The 19,308-nt window shown below is 70.9% G+C and carries 23 protein-coding genes; 5 read left to right on the top strand and 18 right to left on the bottom strand.

The genetic code is table 11. The features are described from left to right. The 15 genes from panD to dacB all read right to left on the bottom strand — a co-directional run bounded on the left by panD (window position 1) and on the right by dacB (window position 13,663). On the bottom strand, window positions 1–459 hold the full coding sequence (gene panD, locus RR1_RS19115; protein WP_040772083.1) for an aspartate 1-decarboxylase: 459 nt from the start codon (window positions 457–459) through the stop codon (window positions 1–3). Between the two features lie 41 nt (window positions 460–500). Continuing rightward, window positions 501–1,412: a pantoate--beta-alanine ligase gene (gene panC / locus RR1_RS19110; protein WP_010836422.1), complete on the bottom strand. Its 912-nt coding sequence runs from the start codon at window positions 1,410–1,412 to the stop codon at window positions 501–503. Beyond that, entirely contained in the window at window positions 1,409–2,335 is a 927-nt protein-coding gene (locus RR1_RS19105) for a Rossmann-like and DUF2520 domain-containing protein (RefSeq protein WP_040772084.1), read from the bottom strand. The genes panC and RR1_RS19105 overlap by 4 nt, the downstream gene beginning before the upstream one ends. Before the next feature lie 85 nt (window positions 2,336–2,420). After that, a complete protein-coding gene (locus RR1_RS19100) occupies window positions 2,421–3,347 on the bottom strand; it encodes a DUF6779 domain-containing protein (RefSeq protein ID WP_010836424.1) in 927 nt (308 codons plus the stop codon). A gap of 55 nt (window positions 3,348–3,402) precedes the next feature. After that, window positions 3,403–3,867: a DUF3180 domain-containing protein gene (locus RR1_RS19095; RefSeq protein ID WP_010836425.1), complete on the bottom strand. Its 465-nt coding sequence runs from the start codon at window positions 3,865–3,867 to the stop codon at window positions 3,403–3,405. Beyond that, window positions 3,864–4,385: a 2-amino-4-hydroxy-6-hydroxymethyldihydropteridine diphosphokinase gene (gene folK, locus RR1_RS19090; RefSeq protein ID WP_010836426.1), complete on the bottom strand. Its 522-nt coding sequence runs from the start codon at window positions 4,383–4,385 to the stop codon at window positions 3,864–3,866. Before folK ends, RR1_RS19095 begins: the two co-directional genes overlap by 4 nt. After that, window positions 4,382–4,771, bottom strand: coding sequence for a dihydroneopterin aldolase (gene folB, locus RR1_RS19085; protein WP_010836427.1), 390 nt, complete (start codon window positions 4,769–4,771; stop codon window positions 4,382–4,384). The genes folK and folB overlap by 4 nt, the downstream gene beginning before the upstream one ends. After that, window positions 4,758–5,630 carry a dihydropteroate synthase gene (gene folP / locus RR1_RS19080; RefSeq protein WP_010836428.1) on the bottom strand — a complete coding sequence of 291 codons (873 nt, stop codon included), beginning with the start codon at window positions 5,628–5,630 and terminating at the stop codon, window positions 4,758–4,760. Before folP ends, folB begins: the two co-directional genes overlap by 14 nt. Next, window positions 5,627–6,247 (bottom strand): GTP cyclohydrolase I FolE, encoded by a 621-nt coding sequence (gene folE, locus RR1_RS19075; RefSeq protein WP_010836429.1) that lies wholly within the window; start codon window positions 6,245–6,247, stop codon window positions 5,627–5,629. Before folE ends, folP begins: the two co-directional genes overlap by 4 nt. Before the next feature lie 148 nt (window positions 6,248–6,395). Then, window positions 6,396–8,855 carry an ATP-dependent zinc metalloprotease FtsH gene (gene ftsH, locus RR1_RS19070; RefSeq protein WP_010836430.1) on the bottom strand — a complete coding sequence of 820 codons (2,460 nt, stop codon included), beginning with the start codon at window positions 8,853–8,855 and terminating at the stop codon, window positions 6,396–6,398. 275 nt (window positions 8,856–9,130) lie between these two features. Further along, window positions 9,131–9,544, bottom strand: a complete 414-nt coding sequence (locus RR1_RS19065) for a VOC family protein (RefSeq protein WP_010836432.1) — start codon at window positions 9,542–9,544, stop codon at window positions 9,131–9,133. A 39-nt stretch (window positions 9,545–9,583) separates the two neighbouring features. After that, on the bottom strand, window positions 9,584–10,138 hold the full coding sequence (hpt, locus tag RR1_RS19060; protein ID WP_010836433.1) for a hypoxanthine phosphoribosyltransferase: 555 nt from the start codon (window positions 10,136–10,138) through the stop codon (window positions 9,584–9,586). Window positions 10,139–10,142: 4 nt separating this feature from the next. Then, the gene (tilS, locus tag RR1_RS19055) at window positions 10,143–11,135 is read right to left on the bottom strand and encodes a tRNA lysidine(34) synthetase TilS (RefSeq protein WP_010836434.1); all 993 of its coding nucleotides are present in this window, start codon (window positions 11,133–11,135) and stop codon (window positions 10,143–10,145) included. Then, a complete protein-coding gene (locus RR1_RS19050) occupies window positions 11,132–12,205 on the bottom strand; it encodes an Rv3626c family coenzyme F420 biosynthesis-associated protein (RefSeq protein WP_010836435.1) in 1,074 nt (357 codons plus the stop codon). Before RR1_RS19050 ends, tilS begins: the two co-directional genes overlap by 4 nt. A gap of 24 nt (window positions 12,206–12,229) precedes the next feature. Further along, window positions 12,230–13,663, bottom strand: coding sequence for a D-alanyl-D-alanine carboxypeptidase/D-alanyl-D-alanine endopeptidase (dacB, locus tag RR1_RS19045; RefSeq protein WP_010836436.1), 1,434 nt, complete (start codon window positions 13,661–13,663; stop codon window positions 12,230–12,232). Between the two features lie 101 nt (window positions 13,664–13,764). Here dacB and RR1_RS19040 point away from each other — a divergent pair, with 101 nt between their 5' ends. Beyond that, window positions 13,765–14,259 carry an inorganic diphosphatase gene (locus RR1_RS19040; protein ID WP_010836437.1) on the top strand — a complete coding sequence of 165 codons (495 nt, stop codon included), beginning with the start codon at window positions 13,765–13,767 and terminating at the stop codon, window positions 14,257–14,259. A 100-nt stretch (window positions 14,260–14,359) separates the two neighbouring features. Continuing rightward, a complete protein-coding gene (lexA, locus tag RR1_RS19035) occupies window positions 14,360–15,031 on the top strand; it encodes a transcriptional repressor LexA (protein ID WP_238558901.1) in 672 nt (223 codons plus the stop codon). 32 nt (window positions 15,032–15,063) lie between these two features. On the opposite strand, the gene RR1_RS19030 is transcribed toward lexA, so the two are convergent. Continuing rightward, on the bottom strand, window positions 15,064–15,909 hold the full coding sequence (locus RR1_RS19030) for a crotonase/enoyl-CoA hydratase family protein (RefSeq protein WP_010836439.1): 846 nt from the start codon (window positions 15,907–15,909) through the stop codon (window positions 15,064–15,066). Between the two features lie 37 nt (window positions 15,910–15,946). After that, entirely contained in the window at window positions 15,947–16,276 is a 330-nt protein-coding gene (locus RR1_RS22405; protein ID WP_010836440.1) for a hypothetical protein, read from the bottom strand. A 159-nt stretch (window positions 16,277–16,435) separates the two neighbouring features. On the opposite strand from RR1_RS22405, the gene RR1_RS19020 reads away from it, so the two are divergent. Further along, window positions 16,436–17,497: an alpha/beta fold hydrolase gene (locus RR1_RS19020; protein WP_010836441.1), complete on the top strand. Its 1,062-nt coding sequence runs from the start codon at window positions 16,436–16,438 to the stop codon at window positions 17,495–17,497. Here the strand turns inward: RR1_RS19020 and RR1_RS19015 are convergent. After that, entirely contained in the window at window positions 17,480–18,127 is a 648-nt protein-coding gene (locus RR1_RS19015; protein ID WP_040772093.1) for a TetR/AcrR family transcriptional regulator, read from the bottom strand. The genes RR1_RS19020 and RR1_RS19015 overlap by 18 nt on opposite strands. A gap of 105 nt (window positions 18,128–18,232) precedes the next feature. Between RR1_RS19015 and RR1_RS19010 the strand changes: the two genes are divergently transcribed. Next, entirely contained in the window at window positions 18,233–18,706 is a 474-nt protein-coding gene (locus tag RR1_RS19010) for a YbaK/EbsC family protein (RefSeq protein WP_010836443.1), read from the top strand. 62 nt (window positions 18,707–18,768) lie between these two features. After that, window positions 18,769–19,302 (top strand): flavin reductase family protein, encoded by a 534-nt coding sequence (locus tag RR1_RS19005; RefSeq protein ID WP_010836444.1) that lies wholly within the window; start codon window positions 18,769–18,771, stop codon window positions 19,300–19,302. Window positions 19,303–19,308 lie beyond the last annotated feature (6 nt).

Genomic DNA, 19,308 nt, shown 5'->3' with positions numbered 1-19,308 from the left:
TCACACCGCCGGCGAGCACACGCCGTCGGGAGTGCACACGGCCCCGTCGGCGAGCATGCGCGGCGTCACGAGCCCGGACCCTTCGGGGGCGTGTGCGGGGTCGCTGCCGACCTCGACCTGCTTGTTGTCCGCATCGACGAAGACGACGCGCGGATCGTAGTCGCGCACCTCCTCCTCGCTCATGACGCCGTAGGCGATGAGGATGACGAGATCGCCAGGGTGAACCAGATGCGCTGCCGCACCGTTGATCCCGATGACACCACTGCCGCGCTCACCGGCGATGACGTAGGTCTCGAGGCGGGCACCGTTGTCGATGTCCACGATCGCGACCTGCTCGCCTTCGAGCAGATCGGCGGCCTCCATGAGGTCCTGATCGACAGTGACCGACCCGACGTAGTGGAGGTCGGCGTGCGTCACGGTCGCGCGGTGGATCTTGGATTTCATCATCGTACGAAACATGCTGTGGCCCTTCGCGGTCGTGCAGTGGAAGCGATTGCGGTTCAGGAGAGTTCGTGGAGATCGTCGGCGCCGCGCGCCGCGAAGCCGGTGCCGACTGCGACGCCGACGTTGTCGATGAGCCGGGTGCTGCCGACTCGCGCGGCGACGAGCAGACGCCCGTCGCCCTCGTCCGGGACGGGCCCGAGTCCGGGCCCGCGGAGTTCGAGATAGTCGACCTCGATCTCGGGGCTCGTCGCGAGCACTGCGCGTGCGGTCGAGATGATCGCGTCCGGTCCCCCGGCAGCGGCGTGCGCGCCCGCAGTCAACGCCGCCGAGAGCGTCGTCGCGGCGGCCCGCTGCTCGGGGTCGAGATACCGATTGCGCGACGAAAGTGCGAGCCCGTCGTGTTCGCGCACCGTGGGCACCCCGACGATCCGAACGTCGAAGTCGAGATCGGTGACCATCTGATCGATGAGCACGAGCTGCTGGTAGTCCTTCTCGCCGAAGAACGCCTCGTGCGGTGCGGTGATCTGCAGCAGCTTCGCGACCACGGTGAGCATCCCCGCGAAGTGCGTGGGACGGCTCGCGCCCTCGAGCTGGGCGCCGAGCGGACCCGGGTGGACCGTCGTCCGCGGACCGGACGGATACATCGCGGCCGCCGTCGGGGCGAACGCGAGCTCGACGCCGGCCGAGCGGAGCAGAGCGAGGTCGTCGTCGAGGGTGCGGGGGTACGCGTCGAGGTCCTCGTTCGGCCCGAACTGCAGCGGGTTGACGAAGATCGAGACGATCACGACGGCACCCGTGCTCTGTGCCGCGCGGACGAGTTCGAGGTGACCCGCGTGCAGTGCACCCATCGTCGGGACCAGGGCGACCCGTCTGCCGACGCCGCGCAGCGCCTTGGACACTCGGCGCACGCCGGCCGGGTCGTGGTGCACGGTCAGTTCTCCCGCGGTGTATCCGCGCTCGTCGCTCACGCTCGTCGCTCCAGCATCTCGATCATGGTGTCGGTCGATCGCGCCGCCTGCGCGGTGTGCAGCGCCAGGGCGCGATAGCTCTCGGCGAGGTCCGGGTCGACTCCGTCCAGCGCGCGGCGATGCGCAGCGACGGCCTCGACGTCGCCTCGCGCGACGGGCCCGGTCAGCGCGCCGCGCCCGCGTCGCAGTGCGTTGTCCAGCGCGGCCGACAGCAACGGCGCGAGCACACGCTCCGCGAGCCCGTTCGGTTGGTCGTCGACGAGCTGCTGGCCCAGCAGCTCGTCGCCCGCGAGTGCGGCGCGCAATGCAGCAGCGGCGTCGGCGACCAGCGTGACGAGGTGATTGCTGCCGTGCGCGAGTGCGGCGTGATAGAGCGTGCGCATCTCTTCGCGGACGCGGACGGGCTCGCCGCCGATCTCCAGCACGAGCGACTGCGCGACGGCGTACCCGGTCTCGTCGGCGGCAGTGACGCCGAAGCACGCCGACGACAGCCTGGCGGTGTCCTCGTCGTGGCCCGAGAAGGTCATGGCGGGATGGATCGCGAGCGGCACGGCTCCCGTCTCGGTGAGCGGCGCGAGAATCCCGATCCCGTGCGCCCCGGACGTGTGGACCACGATCGTCCCCGGCCGGACGGCTCCCGTCGCGACGAGGCCGCGCACGAGGCCGTCGAGTTCGGTGTCGGGGACGGCGAGAATCAGCAGTTCCGACCTCGCGGCGACGTCGGGTGGCGAAGCGACGACGCTCTCGGGCAGTCGCGTCGCGGCCCGGTGAAGCGAGGCATCGGACACCGCCGACACGGCGCCGACGACGTGGCCGACGCGCTCGAGCGCTGCGCCGAGTGCGGTGCCGACACGACCCGCGGAGACGATTCCCATGGTCAGCCGCGCAGGTGCGGGCCCAGGTGTGATCCCGAATGAGGTCACGGTCTTCCCTCTCGTTCGTTCCAGTCCACGCATCGCGGGTACCGGACGTTCAGGGGCGAGGATAGCGCGCCGTGTCGAGGTGCTGTCAGTCCGCGCGGCGTCGACGGCCGCCACCCGAGTCGTCGGACGCCTGCATGTTGGCGATGATCTCGGCGACCGAGAGCCCTCCCGTGTGGGCACCGGAGTCGTCTTCGAGGGCGCGACGGCGCCGGCGACGCGGCTGCTCGTCCGGTTCGGCGGTCTCGGCGACGGCGGGTTCCGGCTGTGACTCCGGCTCGGCGACGGGCTCCGGTTCGGGCTCGGGTGCGCGGTGCGCGGTCCAGGCCGCGGGCTCGCGGCGCGGCGCGGGCGGTGGTGCAGGGGCCTGCGGCGCGGGAGCGGGCGGCGGTGCGGGAGCAGGACGGGGTGCGACCTCGGGAACCTCGGTCGTCTCGGCCGTCAGCGGCGCGTCCTCGTCGTCGACCTCGCCGTTCGTCGCGGCGTCGTCCTGCGGGCGCTGAGCAGAGCCGGGCACGAACAGACCGGATTGGGCGTGCTCGTACCGCGAGCCGATCTCCTGGATCCGGGTCGAATCGGCGCGCAGCGCGATCCGTTCGGTCGGCAGCGCACCCTCGTACAGGGTCTCGAGGCTCTTGCGCAGCGCGGCGAGTTCGGCGCGCAGTGCCGCCATCTCCGAGGCGTCGGCACCCACCTCGCGCCGGACCCGCTGTTCGACGGTGAGCTCGTACTCGCGGCGCGCCGCGATCTCCCGATCGAGCTGCAGCTCGTAGACGGTCTGGAGGTCCTTCGTCTTCGCCTTGTCGAGCGCCGATTCGCGCTGGTACTTCGTGAGCGCGATCGCGCCGAGGACGGCGGCCCACGCTCCGATCACGACACCCACACGCAGGAGGACGACGCTGTCGCTGAACACCACGAACAACGACGCCACGACGGCGAGACCGATGAGGCCCGCGACGACGAGCTGCCCCGAGGACCGGCGCCGCGACGGCTTGGGCCGACCAGGGTTCGTCATACCACCAGGGTACTTGGCGAGACCAGCCCTGAAGAGTGCGCGCGAACACGTCTCGTCAGGACGGCGAGTCGTCCTGATCGTGGGGTGCGCGGCAGCAGTGTTCGAGCCACAGGCCCGCGGCGAGCAGTGCCACCGCCGCCCCGAGTCCCACCCAGGCGCCGGGTACGTCGGCGGCCGCGGCCTGCACGTCGTTGCCGCGGGGAACGACGTGGACGAGGAAACCGGCCCACACACCACCCACGGCGGCTCCCACGAGGGCCGAGGCCTTCGCGAGCGCTGCGGCTCGCGCCGCGGTGATCGGGTGGATCTGTCCGGGCATGTCACCGATGCGGTGCTTCTCGATCCGCGAGCGGATCATGAACGCGAGCACGACCTCGATCGCGACGACGGGATACAGCGACGCGCCCGCGAACCAGGCGATCGGCGGAAACGAGCCGTAGAAACCGCGCGCGAGCAGCCACGCCGCGATCGCGGCCGTGACCGCGACCATGACGAGATCCCAGACGCGGGTCGGCTTCATCGTCGCTCCCCCCACGCGAGTTCCCGGTCGGCACGGACGACGCCGTCCCTGTCGGGTACCTCGGCGGCGAGCCGGGCGATCGGAACCTCACGGCCGTCGACGGCGAGTACGGCGTCCGGCTCGACGTCGAGCCACGGCAGCAGCACGAACGCGCGCTCGTGCGCCCGCGGATGCGGCAACGTCAGTTCCGGATCGGCACTGATCACGTCCCGATCGCCGTCGGTGCAGCTGACGACGTCGACGTCGAGCGTCCGCGGCCCCCACCGCACGTCGCGTACCCGATCCGCTGCGGCCTCGAGTGCCTGCGCACGCGTGAGCCAGTCGCGGCACGACGCCGCGTCGTCGTCGACGACGAGAACGGCGTTGAGGAAGTCGGCCTGCTCGACGCCACCCCACGGCGCCGTGCGGTACACGTGCGACACGGCAACGACGTGCGGGGCGAGCCCGTCGACGGCCGACTGCAGATGCGCGGCGGCGTCACCGATGTTCGAGCCGATCGACAGGACGGCGCGAGTCACGAGCGTTCTCGAACCACGACGACCGCGACGTCCGCGAAGGTCAGTGGGATCGGCGCGGACGGCTTGTGCACCGTCACCTCGACTGCGGTGATGCGCGCGTCGTAGGCGAGGACGGCGTCGGCGATCCGGCCCGCGACCGTCTCGATCAGGTCGTGCGGCGGTCCGGCGACTATGGTCGCCGCGACGTCCGCGAGTTCGCCGTAGTGGACGGTGTCGGTGAGCGCATCCGATGCCGCAGCAGGCGCGAGGTCGAGCCGAACGACGAGGTCGACGACGAAATCCTGGCCGTCGCGCTTCTCGAAGTCGAACACCCCGTGACGGCCGCGGACCGTCAGGCCACGCAGCTCGATGCGGTCGCCGGAGTCGATGCGGTCAGGTGTCGACATCGCGGGCTCCGCGTCGGGTCTCCGCGTCGCGCCACGCGTGCGCGACGGCGATCGCGTCGAGCGTCGCAGGGGCGTTGTGGACGCGCACGCCCCACGCCCCCTTCGCCGCGGCGAGCGCGGACACCGAAGCCGTCGCGACGTCGCGATCGGTGGGCGGCGGCGGGGTCTCGCCGCCGAGCAGGCTGCCGAGGAACCGCTTACGCGACGCGCCGATGAGGACGGGGAAGCCGAGATCGACGAAGTGCGGGAGCGCGGCGAGCAGCTCCCAGTTGTGCTGGGCGTTCTTCGCGAACCCGAGGCCGGGGTCGAGGATGATCGACGCCGGGTCGACGCCCCCCGCCGTCGCGAGGTCGACCTGCGCGAGCAGTTCGTTCGACACGTCGGCGACGACGTCGTCGTAGTGCTCGGCGGTACCGCGATGGATGTGATCGGCGGCCGACCGCCAGTGCATGAGGATCCACGGTGCGCGGGCGTCGGCGACGACCCGCACCATGTCGGTGTCCGCACGGCCACCGGAGACGTCGTTGACGATCGTCGCGCCGGCCTCGAGGGCGGCCTGCGCGACCGACGCCCGCATCGTGTCGACGCTGACGCAGATCCCCTCCGCCACCAGATCGCGGATCGTCGGCGCGACACGTTCGGCCTCGACTGCGGGATCGACGCGATCGGCGCCGGGCCTCGTCGACTCGCCGCCGACGTCGACGATGTCCACACCGGCGTCGCGCAGCGCGAGGCCGTGCGCGAGTGCGGCGTCGCGGTCCAGATACCGGCCGCCGTCGGAGAACGAATCGCTCGTGACGTTGAGAATGCCCATCACGAGGGTCCGGCCGGGCGTGGGGATCGGGACGGGGGCGGTCATCGTGCCCGGAGAATGAGGTCGAGTGCCTCGGCTCGCGACGCCGAATTCGATTGCAGCGAACCACGAACCGCGGACGTCGTGGTGCGGGCACCCGGCTTGCGGATGCCGCGCATCGCCATGCAGAGATGCTCCGCCTCGATCACGACGATGACGCCGGTCGGTTCGAGCTTGCGGACGAGGGCATCGGCGACCTGACTCGTCAGCCGCTCCTGGACCTGCGGGCGCTTGGCGTACAGATCGACGACGCGCGCGAGCTTCGACAGGCCGGTCACCCTGCCCTCACGGCCCGGGATGTACCCGACGTGGGCGACGCCGTGGAACGACACGAGATGGTGCTCGCACGTCGAGTACATCGGGATGTCGCGGACGACGATGAGCTCGCGATGCTCTTCGTCGAACGTCGTCCCGAGCACGTCGCCGGGGTCGGTGTAGAGGCCCGAGAAGATCTCTCGGTACGACCGGGCGACGCGCGCCGGAGTGTCGCGCAGGCCGGGACGATCGGGATCCTCGCCGACGGCGAGCAGCAGTTCGCGTACCGCGGCCTCGGCCCGTGCCTGATCGAACGTACGGCCCGTCGCGATCGCGACGGCGTCTGCGAACGCCGCGGGGTCGCTCATATCGCCTACCGACAACCCGATACTCCTCGTGTTTCTCGCTGCACACGCCGCCGGACGCTGCCACGTGCCACCCGACGCGGTACGCGGCCCGGGACGGTTGTACAGCCTAGTGATCGGCCCTGTCGCCCATCACACGCCGGTCGCACCGTCACCCCCGGTCGTTCGGGCCCTCCCACGGCCGCGTCGGCGGAGTCTCGTCCCGGGGGCCCTCACCTGCGGAGTTCCCGTTGCCGGACTCCCCGCCCTCGTCGGGGCGCGTCCATCCGCCCGGAGCCTGCTGCTGGTGACCGGAGTCGCGCGGCGGCCAACCGGGTGCCGACCATCCCGCGGGGGCACCGTAGTCGGGACGGTTCTCGCCACCGGCCGGCGGCTCGTACCGTCCACCCGAACCCGAACCCGAACCCGAGCCCGGGTACTGCGGCTGCGGCTGCGGGTACTGCGAACCGGGGTACTGGGGGTTCGGATACTGGGGGTTCGGGTACTGGGGCTGCGGATACTGCGGGTTCGGATACTGGGGCGCCTGTCCCTGATCCGGTCGGCCGTTGCCGTTCTGTCCGCCCTGGCCGTTCTGACCGTTCTGGCTGTTGCCGCTGTGCCCGTTGCCGTTGGCGGGCGCGCCGCCGTCACCGACGGGGTTCGCGTACGCGGGCTCCTTGGGCTTCTCCGGCTGGGGAGGCCACGGCTCGCCGCGTTCCATCGCGAGCTCGCGCGGGGTCTTGATCGGCGGCTTGTCCGACGGCGTGCGCTCACCGAAATCGTTGAACGCGGTGATCCGCGGCCGCTTCTCGACGGTCGTGAAGATCCGTTCGAGATCCTTGCGGGTGAGCGTCTCGTGTTCGAGCAGCTCGCGCGCGAGCGTGTCGAGAACGTCGCGGTACTCGTCGAGGATCGACCACGCCTCGGTGTGCGCGGCCTCGATGAGGTTGCGCACCTCCTCGTCGATCTCGCGTGCGACCTCGTGCGAGTAGTCGGACTGCTGCCCCATCGAACGGCCGAGGAACGGGTCGCCGCCCTCCTGGCCGTAGCGGACTGCACCGAGCTTCGCGCTCATGCCGTACTCGGTGACCATCGCGCGGGCCAGCTTGGTCGCCATGTCGATGTCCGACGACGCGCCCGTCGTCGGCTCGCGAAAGACCAGCTCCTCGGCGGCGCGGCCACCCATCGCCATGACGAGACGCGCGATCATCTCGGAGCGCGTCATGAGCCCCTTGTCGTCCTCGGGGACCGTCATCGCGTGTCCGCCCGTGCGGCCACGCGCGAGGATCGTCACCTTGTAGACGGGTTCGATGTCGGGCATCGCCCATGCCGCGAGGGTGTGACCACCCTCGTGGTAGGCGGTGATTTTCTTCTCCTCCTCGGAGATGATGCGGCTCTTGCGTCGCGGGCCGCCGACGACGCGGTCGACCGACTCCTCGAGGGCTGCCTCGGTGATGACGTTGCCGTTCTCGCGTGCGGTGAGCAGCGCGGCCTCGTTGACGACGTTCGCGAGGTCGGCGCCCGACATGCCGACGGTGCGCTTGGCGAGCCCGTCCATGTCGAGGTTCGGGTCGATCGGCTTGCCCGCCGAATGAACCTTGAGGATCGCCCGGCGTCCGGCGAGGTCGGGTGCACCGACGGGGATCTGCCGGTCGAAGCGGCCGGGCCGCAGGAGCGCGGGGTCGAGGATGTCGGGGCGGTTCGTCGCGGCGATGAGGATGATCCCCTGCCGGTCGCCGAACCCGTCCATCTCGACGAGCAGCTGGTTGAGGGTCTGCTCGCGCTCGTCATGACCGCCACCGAGCCCGGCGCCGCGTTGACGTCCGACGGCGTCGATCTCGTCGACGAAGATGATGCAGGGGCTGTTCTGCTTGGCCTGCTCGAACAGGTCGCGGACGCGGCTCGCGCCGACGCCGACGAACATCTCGACGAAGTCGGAACCCGAGATGGAGAAGAACGGAACTCCGGCCTCACCGGCGACGGCACGCGCGAGCAGCGTCTTGCCCGTGCCGGGCGGGCCGTAGAGCAGGACGCCCTTGGGGATCTTCGCGCCGAGTGCCTGGTAGCGCGCGGGATGCTGCAGGAAGTCCTTGATCTCGTACAGCTCTTCGACGGCCTCGTCGGCGCCCGCGACGTCCTGGAAGGTCGTCTTGGGCATGTCCTTGGTGAGCTGCTTCGCCTTCGACTTGCCGAAGCCCATGACGCCACGGCCGCCGCCCTGCATGCGGCTCATGATGAAGAAGAACAGGCCGAGCAGGATGATCATCGGCAGGATGAACATCAGCATCGACGTGAGCCAGCTCTCCTGGGTCACGGTCGTGTCGAACCGTTCGAGGTTCTTCTCGCGAACCTCCTGGAACAGCTGCTCGGACGCAGACGCCGGGTACTGCGCGATGATCTGCGTGTTGCCCTCTGTCGCGTCGTTGCCCTCGTTCAGCCACAGCCGCAGCTGCTGCTCGCGATCGTCGATCTGCGCCCGGTCGACGTTGCCGTCGTCGAGCTGCGCGAGCGCGACCGAGGTGTCGACCTGAGAGAAGTTCCGGGTGTCGTTTCCGAAATACGAGAAGGCGTAGAACCCCAGGAGAACGGCGAAGATGATCGCCAGGTTTCGGAACACAGTCTTTCGGTTCATACAGGTCGACCGAGGTGGCCGGTCCTTTCGCGAGTTCGTTCGTGGGTGCCGGTGGCGGGTGGCCGTGCGCGTTCGGTTCGGCCGACGACCGCGACGGCGCCGCGACAATCGGACAATCCAGGTTACCGCGATGCGTGAAACGCGGCTCCGGCCGCCGCGAGGTCGCCACCGGACCCCACTGCGTCACGTGGTCAACGCACGAGCCGGGGCCGCTGGTTCCCTCGCTCACACGTGTGACGGCTCACCCCGTCGGCCGCCGCCCTCCGGCGCCCAGGTCAGCCCTTTTCCGCATCCCGCTCACGGAACAAACGGAACGGCTCGGACGCACGCGCGTCGTCGACGACGCAGAACAGGTTTCCCTCGGTGTCGGCGAGGACGACGAAATCCGCGTCGGCCGGATAGCGGGGCCAGTCGACGCGATGCGCACCGATCCCGACGAGGCGCTCGACCTCGGCGGCCTGATCAGCGCTGTCGCGTGCGAAGAGGTCGAGGTGCAGGCGCGGTTCCGGCTCCGGCTCCGTGTCGCTGTGCTGGATCGACAGGACGGTTCTGCCGTCCGCGTCCCGCAGGCCGGTGAACTCGTTGCCGGAGAGCGGCTCGGTGGGCTCGAGCCCGAGCGCGTCGCACCAGAACCGGGTCGCGCGCGGAACGTCAGCGGCGCCGAGCACGATCGATCCGAGGATCAGCATCAACTCACGGTAGTGGAGCCGGCCCCGCCCCGCGGGCGATCAGCCGCCGTAGACGGACGGATCGAGCGTGCCGATGTACGGCAGGTCGCGATAGCGCTCGGCGTAGTCGAGGCCGTAACCGACGACGAACTCGTTGGGAATGTCGAAGCCGATGTACTCGACGTCGATCTCGACCTTCGTCGCCTCGGGCTTGCGCAGCAGCGTCACGACGTCGAGCGACGCCGGGTTGCGGGTCTCGAGGTTGCGGATGAGCCACGACAGGGTCAGGCCCGAGTCGATGATGTCCTCGACGATGAGGACGTGACGGCCCTCGATGTCCTTGTCGAGGTCCTTGAGGATCCGCACGACTCCCGACGACGACGTGGACGAGCCGTACGAGCTGACGGCCATGAACTCCATCTGCGCCGGAATGGGCAGTGCCCGCGCGAAGTCCGTCATGAAGAAGATCGCGCCCTTGAGGACGCCGATCAGCAGCAGGTCTCCGTCGGGGCCGCCCTCGGGATAGCGTGCGGCGACCTCCTCCGCCAGCTCCGAGGTTCGGCGACGGATGTCGTCTTCCGAGATGAGCACGGATGCGATGTCGGCCTCGTACACGCCGTCAAACCCTTCGTCGGTCGTCCTGTCCGATCATCAGCTTCCCACGGCGGCGGATCACGACCAACCTCGCGTCCGGGCGGCCACCGCCGACGGCGACGGGGCCCTGCCCGCGCCAGTCGGCGACGAGGGCGTCGACCGCCCGCAGCTGGGTGTCGGTGGGCGCCGTCGCGCCTTCGCGCACGAGCCACGTCCGCAGGACGCGGCGGCGTATCGCCGCGGGCTCGGGCGCCAGCAGGGTGGCGTCGAGGTCCTCGTGCCCGAGCACCCGGTCGGCCGTCGCGGCCGCGACGGCGTCGAGTGCATCGCCGTCGTCCTGGAGTTGGGCCGCCGTCCTCGCGAGTGCGATCGGGACGTGCGTCCCGAGCGCGGCCTCGAGCACCGGCAGCACGTCGCGCCGGACCCGGACGCGCGTGAACGCGGGATCGCTGTTGTGAGGGTCCTCGTGCGGGGACAGTCCGAGATCGGTGCACGCCGCGCGAGTCGTCGCGCGCCGGACGCCGAGCAGCGGCCTGCCCCACGGCGCGTCCCACGCGCGCATCCCCTGGATCGACCGGCCGCCGGAGCCGCGCGCGAGTCCGAGCAGCATCGTCTCGGCCTGGTCGTCGAGGGTGTGCGCGAGCAGGACCGGGGCGTTGCCGCGGTGTTCGTCGAGCGCGCGATACCGCGCCGCGCGCGCCGCCGCCTCGGGACCGCCGGTGCCGCTGCGCGCGTCGACGGCCACGACCACGGCGTCCGCGACGCCGAGCGTGCGTGCGGCGCCGGCCGCGGCCTCGGCGACCTCGTCCGAGCCCGGCTGCAGCCGGTGATCGACGACGATCGCGCGCACCGCGCCGGCCTCCGCGACGGCCGCCACACACAGGGCGAGCGAGTCGGCACCACCCGACAGCGCGACGGCCACCTCGTCCGCACCTCGCTCCGCGAGCCACCCCCGTACGGCGCGCCGGAGCTCGAGGATCGCGGCGGTCTCGGGTAGCGGCCCGCGCGAGACCGTCACGCGAGCACGCGGGCGATCCACGCCTCGGGCCGCTCGATCTCGGCGAGAGTCGGCAGCGTGTCGGCGTCGGTCCAGATCGTGTTGAACTCGGCCATCCCGACCCTGCCGACGACGGCGTCGACGAAGGCCTTGCCGCGCACGTACTGCGCCATCTTCGCGTCGAGGCCGAGCAGGGCGCGCACGAGGCGCTGGAGCGGGTCGCCGCGGCGGGCGCGGCGGCGATCGAACGCACCGCGGATCGTCGCGACGGTGGGGACGACGGCCGGGCCGACGGCGTCCATGACGTGATCGGCGTGCCCTTCCAGAAGAGTGCCGAGGACGAGCAGGCGATCGAGCGCAGCGCGCTGCGCGGGTGGCTGCGTAGCACGCAGCACCCCCAGGACGCCGCCGGGCGCCCCTTCCTCGCTCGTCTCGCCCCTGGAGCGCACCGCCGTCACGATCCGCGACGCGGCGTCCGTGATCGACTCCTCGTCCTCGCCCGCGAGGAGGTCGACGCTCTCCTGCATGTAGCCGGCGAGCCACGGTGCGGACGAGAACTGCACCCGGTGGGTCACCTCGTGCAGGCACACCCACATCCGGAAGTCGCTCGGCCGCACCCGCAACGCACGCTCGACGGAGACGACGTTCGGCGCGATGAGCAGCAGCGTGCCGTCGTCACCCGAGAACGGGTCGTACTGGCCGAGTATCGCCGAGGACAGATACGCGAGTGCGGCACCCATCTGCAGGCCCGCGGGCTTGCCCGCGACCAGGCCGGACGTGTCGCCGCCGCCCGTGAGCCGGGACATCGACTGCGTCGCCTCTCCGATCCAGTCCGCGCGCTCGAGCACGCGCGCGGCAGGGACTGGGCGGTCGTCGGCGAGTGCGGTCACGTCGCGGACGGGGCCTTCGGCGCGTTCGGCCGCCGTCGCGAGTTCGCGGTGCACGGCGTCGCGCGTGTACTGCGACATCGCAGGTCCCGGCCGGGCGAGCCGTCGCCCGACACGGTCCGCGAGCCCCCAGTCGACGGCGCCCGCCAGGGCGTTCTCGCCACGCGTGGCGCTGTCGATCGCCGTTTCGGCGCCTTCGGTCATGCGCTGTCCGCCTCCTTCGTGCCGCTACTCGCAGCCACACGTGCGCAGTGTCGCCGCGACGGCGTCGAGTGCGGGCCTGCTCACGTCGGGCGAGGTGCCGTTCGACATCAGCGCGAACGCGAGGACGCGTGTGCTGCTGTCGACGACGTAGCCGGCGAGCCCGCTCGCCTCCGACAGCGTGCCCGTCTTGGCGCGCACCCACCCGGCTCCGACGCGGCCGTCGGTCGCGTACCGCTCCGAGAGGCTGCCCGTGGCACCCGCGACGGGCAGGTAGTCGAGCATCGGGCGCAATGCGGGCAGGTCGTCGCCCACGGCCTCGGTGAGCACGGCGTCGAGCAGCCCGGCCGAGAGCCGGTTGTCGACGGAGAGCCCGCTCGTGTCGTGGAGAACGGCACCGCCGGTGTCGAGGCCGGCATCGGCGAGCGCGCCCAGCACGGCGTCGGTGGCGCCGTCGAACGACGCGGGTCGTCCCGTGTGCATCGCGACCTCCCGTCCGATGGACTCTGCGAGCACGTTGTCCGAGTGTTCCATCATCTGCAGCAGCCGGTCGCGCAACGGCGCGGACTGCACCGTCGCGAGCACCTGGGCACCGTCGGGAGCGGTCCCGGTCCCCACCGACTCGGGCGGGACGCCGAGGGCGCTCGCCAGGGCCTTCGCGGCGTCGAGCGCCGGTGCCGGGCTGCGTGGCGAGGCGTCGACGGCGGGGTCGGCGCGGCCGCCGTCGATCATGACCGGTTCGGTCGGTGTGATGAACCCGGCGCCGACGTCCTCCGGCAGCCAGCCCTGCGCCATCGGCGATCCGGTGTAGCGGCTGGTGTCCACGGCGACCGACGTCACCTCCGTGCCGGACGCGCGGATCTGCTCGACCACGTCCGTCAGGTGCGCCGCACCGGGGTAGTAGCCGTCCCGGTCCGGTGGGAGCGACGTGATGGTGGGATCACCCGTACCGACGAGGACGATCGACCCGGGCTCCGCACCGGCGACCACGGTCGTCTCGACGCGGGAGTCGAGTTCGAGGGTGAGCAGCGCCGCGGCGGCGGTGAGCAGTTTGGTCGTCGACGCGGGAATCATCGGCTGCGATTCGCCCTGGCTCCAGAGGATCTCGCCGGTCTCGGCATCGCTCACGACGCCGGTCAGCGTCCCGAGCGCGGGGTTCGCGACCACGGGGGCGAGAGCGGCGGCGAGCGCCTCACGCGACGGCGGCGCGGTGTCCTCGGGCACCGGCTGCACACCCGGGTCCGCCGTCACGGCCGCGGGCGGAGCCGCGACGATCGGGTCGCCGGGGCCGGATCGCACGACGATGACCGCCGCCACGACCGCGCACACCAGGACGATGACGACGGCGGCCGAGAGGCCGATCACTGTCGAACGATGCCGCCGCGCGGCCAGGTTGCCGCTCTTCTTGCCCGACTCGCCCGACACGTTCGCCCACCCTTCCCCGACTACCTGCGCACCCATTGGTCGGCGGCTGCGCCGCACCGGGTGACCACAACACTAGCGGCGAACGGATATCCTTCTGTCGAATCATCACCCCCTGCAGCACGGAGCGAGGAAACGACGTGGAGTTCGAGGTCACCATCGAGATCCCGAAGGGTCAGCGGAACAAGTACGAGGTCGATCACGTGACCGGCCGCGTCAAGCTCGACCGCTACCTGTACACGGCGTTCGGCTACCCCGCCGACTACGGCTACATCGAGGGCACCCTCGGCGAGGACGGCGATCCGCTGGACGCGATGGTGCTCCTCCCCGAGTCGGTCTTCCCCGGCGTCATCGTCGAGGCACGCCCGGTCGGCATGTTCAAGATGACCGACGAGGCCGGCGGCGACGACAAGGTGCTGTGCGTTCCCGCGGGCGATCCGCGCTGGGATTCGGTGCAGGACATCGGCGACGTCTCGAAGTTCGACCTGGACGCGATCGAGCACTTCTTCGTCCACTACAAGGACCTCGAGCCGAACAAGCACGTCGACGGCTCCGACTGGGTCGGCCGCGCCGATGCCGAGCGCACCATCTCCGAGGCGGTCGCGCGTCACGAGACGTCGGTCGAGGGCGACTGACACCACCTGCTTCGGCGACGGCCTTCGATCACATGATCGGAGGCCGTCGCCGTGTTCGGGGGTTCCGGGCCGTCAGGTGCGGTCGGCCGACCCCGATACGATGCGCCGCGTGACCGGTGACGACGATCTCGACATGTTCGGTGGCCTCGACGCCTCCACCCTGCCGCCCCGCCAGCAGCGGATCCTGGTGACGATCCGCGACTGGGCGGACTCGCGGGGCTGCCCGCCCAGCACGCGCGAGATCGCCGACGCCGTGGGCCTGCGCTCGACGTCGTCCGTGTCGAAGCATCTGAAGATGCTCGAGGACAAGGGATTTCTGCGCCGTGGCACTGCGATGACGCGACAGCTCGACGTCCGGCCGTTCCTCGCCGGCGCGGCGCCGGGGCGTGCGGCGGCGAACACGGTGACGGTTCCGGTCGTCGGCGACATCGCCGCCGGCGCACCGATCCTCGCCGAGGAGCACGCGGACGAGATGCTCTCGTTGCCACGTGAACTCGTCGGCTCCGGCACCGTCTTCGCGCTGCGGGTTCGCGGCGATTCGATGGTCGACGCGGCGATCTGCGACGGCGACACCGTCGTGGTGCGGCGTCAGCACGAGGCTCATTCCGGCGAGATCGTGGCCGCCATGATCGACGGCGAGGCGACCGTGAAGGTGCTGCGCCGGCGAGGCGGCCACGTGTACCTCGAACCCCGTAACCCCGCCTACGACGTCATCGACGGCGACGAGGCCGTGGTGCTCGGCAAGGTCGTGTCGGTGATGCGGCGGATCTGACGTCGGCCGCGGCTCACGTGGCCGACGTGGCGTCAGCGGCCCTTGAACTCCGGGGGACGCTTCTGGAAGACCGCGGTGATCGCCTCGGTGAGATCCTCCGACGGGAGGAAGGCCGAGTTCCACGCGGCGACGTAGCGCAGGCTGTCGTTCACGGCGGCCGAGCGCGAGTGATCGAGCACGTCCTTGATGCCCTGGACGACGAGCGGCGGGTTCTGCGCGATCTGCGTCGCCGTCTCGTGCGCCGCGGCGAGGACGGCGTCCGCGTCCTCGAACACGTCGTTCACGAGGCCGATCTTCTCGGCGCGGGCGGCGTCGATGTCCTTGCCGGTGAGTGCGAGCTCCCGCAGGTGACCGTCGCCGATGATCGCGGGGAGCCGCGCGAAGCTGCCCATGTCGGCGACGATCGCGACCTTCACCTCACGGATCGAGAACTTCGCGTCGGCACTCGCGTAGCGCACGTCCGCGGCGGAGATCAGGTCGACGCCGCCGCCGATGCACCAGCCCTGGATCGCGGCGACGACGGGCTTGCTGCAGTCCGCGACGGCGTTGACGCCCGACTGCATGCGCTTGATGAGCGCATGGAAATCGGTGCGCGGCCCGGCCTGCGCCTTGTCGGCGAGCACGGGACCGAAGCCGCCGCTCATCGCGGGCAGGTCGAGGCCGTAGGAGAAGTTGCGTCCCGAACCGGCCAGGACCACCGCACGCACCTCGGGATCGGCGTCGAGCTCGGCGAACACCCGCGGGAGCTCGTCCCAGAAGTCGGGGCCCATGGCATTGCCCTTGCCGGGGCCGGTGAGCGTCACGCGTGCCACACCGTCGGCGCGTTCGACGGTGAACGCCTGCCACTGCTGGTCGGCCGTCGCCTGGTTGTCGGTCATCCTCCGAGCGTAACCACCGCGGCTGCGCTGCGACCGTTCACCCCGCCGGACGGGTGACCCGGTCGAGACCGGCGAGGAACACGACGGCCCCCACCATCATCATGGCGACTCCCGGCCCGAGGCTCCACCCGAGGAGCGGCGTGAACGCGACGATCGCTCCTGCCATCAGCAGCCCGAGTCCGCCGGCGCCCGTTCTGCTCGCCCGGCCCGATCCGCCCGAGACCCACGCGGCGAGCCCGCCCGCGACGGCGGCAGCGACCGCGAGCCCGGCGTATCTCGGCTCGCCGGTGGCGAGCGCGGCCACCAGCGCGGCGACGACGGCGATGCCGCACGCTCCGCCGAAGACCCGCAGTTCGAGTTCGAGCACACGCCGGAGCGTAATGAGGGTGCGCCGACCCCGCGGACGCGTACGGGGAAGAACAGGTGAACTTCCGGTGCCGCGCGATCACGTGGCGGGGGCGCAACACGGTGTCTGTATATTCCGGTAACACATGTTCGCCGAATACCGAGACGACGGAGGTCGCGTGTGAACGGGGTGGGAGTGCGGCTGGCGGCGATGGCGCACAACGCATGGCGGCTGTCGCTCGGCGGTGGCATGGGGGAACCGGCACGGACTCCGTCGACTCTCGTCCGGCCCGGCGAGCACCGCGATCTGTATCGCTTCGGCGACGGCGAGAGCGGCCGCACGATCCTGCTCGTCCCGCCGTTCGCCGTTCCTGCGACATGCTACGACCTCCGTCCCGGTCAGTCGCTCGCGGAGCATCTCGTCGCGGCCGGGCATCGCGTCCATGCGCTCGACTTCGGCGAGATCACTTCTCGTGACCGCGATCTGGGGTTCGAGCACTGGGTGAACGACATCGTCCCCGACGCGATCGAGACCGTCTCCGCGCTGTCCGGGGACGCCGAGGTGGACGTCCTCGGCTGGAGCCTCGGCGGCACCCTCTCCCTGCTCACCGCCGCTGCCCACCCCGATCTCCCGATCTCGTCGATCGCGGCGCTGGGCACACCGATCGACTACCGCGAGATCCCGACGATCGCGCCACTGCGCCTCGTCGGGCGTGTGACCACCGAGCGCCCGCTCACGACGGCAACCAACGCGGTGGGCCGCTTCCCCGCCCCGCTCGTCCAGGCGAGCTACCGCTTCACGGCGCTGCGCCGTGAACTCACCCGGCCGTGGTTCGTCCTGCGCAACCTCCACGACGAACACAGCCTCTCGCACATGGAGACGATCGACCGGTTCATGGCCGCGATGCCGGGCTATCCGGCGCGGGTGTTCGAGCAGATGTGCCGGCAGCTGATCCTCGAGAATCGCCTGGCACGAGGAGAATTCGAGCTCGGCTCGGGCACCGTCTCACTCGCCGACGTGACGACGCGCGTCCTCGTGGTGGGCAGCGAGACCGACGTCATCGCACCTGCTGCTTCGGCACGGCGCGCGTGCGACGTGCTGACGGGAGCGGACGTGCGCTACGTGGACGTCCCGGGCAGCCACCTCGGCATCGTCGCGGGTGGCACCTCCGCGGCGACGACCTACGCGGAGATCGACGCCTTCCTCGCCGAGATCGACTCGGAGTCAGCGCTTCTCGCGTGACGCTGCACCCGCGACGGCACCGGTGACGAACTCCGTCACCGAGGCCGCGACCGCGTCGCGGTCGATCCGTTCGGGATCGGTCGCATGCTCGACGACGAGCCCCGACACGAGCGCGGTGAGCGAGAGCACCGTTGCGGCGGCGTCGATGTCGTCGCCGACACCCCATTCGCGCGCTCGATCCGCGACGAGATCGACCAGCCGCGACCGTATGTCGCGACGCTGCCGCCGATACTCCGCGGCGACGGCCTCGTCGCGCGCCGCGAGCACGGCGAACTCCACGACGAGCAGCGGCCAGCCGTCGTCGCCGGTGACGGCCGTCGCGACGAGGTGGCCCGCGCGCTGCGCCGCGGCACGGGGCCGCATTCCCGCGATCTCCGCGAGGACGTGCTCGGCGAGATCGAGCGAGCGTCGCGCGACGAGTTCGCCGAACAGCACGTGCTTCGACTCGAAGTTCGAGTAGACGGCGCCCTTCGTGAAACCCGCCCGTGCCGCGACCTCGGTGAGTCGCGCACCGCGGAAGCCGCGGGCGGCGAATTCGTCGGCGGACGCGTCGAGCAGTCGACGACGGACCTCGTCTCGCGGTGGGCGCGGAACCCGGCCCGCCGGGTCGGGCTGCACCGAACTGGTCACGCCGACCACGGTATTTCAGCGGCGCACCCCAGGACAATTCGCGTGCGGTGCGTCACGCCGCACGCCTCGCGGGCGTACCCGGCAGTAGCCTTCTACCCTGTTCGCATGACTCGGCACCTGCACCGCAACGCCGCCCACGTGGCGGCGACGCTCATCTCGCGCGGCCACCACGGCGTGATCGTCACGCAGTCCGAGTCGACCCGCACCGCCGCGCAGGCGGCGGAGGCGCTCGGCGTCGATGTGGGCGCGATCACGAAGTCGCTCGTCTTCCTGCTCGACGACGATCCCGTGATCCTGCTCGTGTCGGGCCGCCACCAGGTCGAACTCGAGCACACCGGCACTCGGCTGCGGGGCTCGCTCACCCGCGCGCCACTCGACCTCGTGCGTGAGGTCACCGCGCAACCCGTGGGGGGTGTCGCGCCCGTCGGTCACCCGACCGATCTGCCGACCTACATCGACAACGCACTCGCCGACTATCCCGAATTGTGGGCCGCCGCAGGGCATCCCGACACCGTGTTCCGCACGTCGTTCCGCGAACTGGTGCGGATCACCGCTGGCCTCGCGATCGACGTCGACTGACCGCGCACGCCACGGCGCCGGGCGGTGACGTACCGTCGGAGGTCGAGCTATTCGTCATCGACGTGGAGGTTGCCGTGACGGCGCGTGAGCAGCGCACGGACGTTCCCGGGGTCGCTCCCGCGGAGTACCGGGACGCATTGGGACGCCACCCTGCCGGGGTGACCGTCGTGACGATGTCCTCGCCGGACGGTCCCGTCGGCTTCACCGCGACGTCGTTCGCGTCGCTCTCGCTCGATCCGCCGCTCGTGTCGTTCAACATCGCGCGCACGTCATCGTCCTACGCGGCCGCCCAGCAGGCCGACACGATGGTCGTCCACCTGCTGGGCGAGCACCAGCGGGCCGTCGCGACGCGGTTCTCGCGGGCCGCGAGCGAACGGTTCGCCGACACCGCGATGTGGGAGACGCTCGACTCGGGCGAGCCGCACGTCCTCGGTGCGCCGACGTGGATGCGGGTCCGGATCGATCAGCGGATCGACATCGGTGATCACACGCTCGTGATCGCGCGAGTGCTGAGCATCCACGCCGAGCCGGACGCCGACGACACCGCGCCGCTGCTCTATCACCGCGGCGCCTACCACCGGCCCGAAGAGCTGTAGCCCGGC

Source organism: Rhodococcus rhodnii NBRC 100604, from assembly GCF_001894925.1.
Lineage (GTDB): Bacteria > Actinomycetota > Actinomycetes > Mycobacteriales > Mycobacteriaceae > Rhodococcus_F > Rhodococcus_F rhodnii.
The sequence above is the reverse complement of the archived record's forward strand: the minus strand, read 5'-3'. Positions and strand labels throughout refer to the sequence as shown.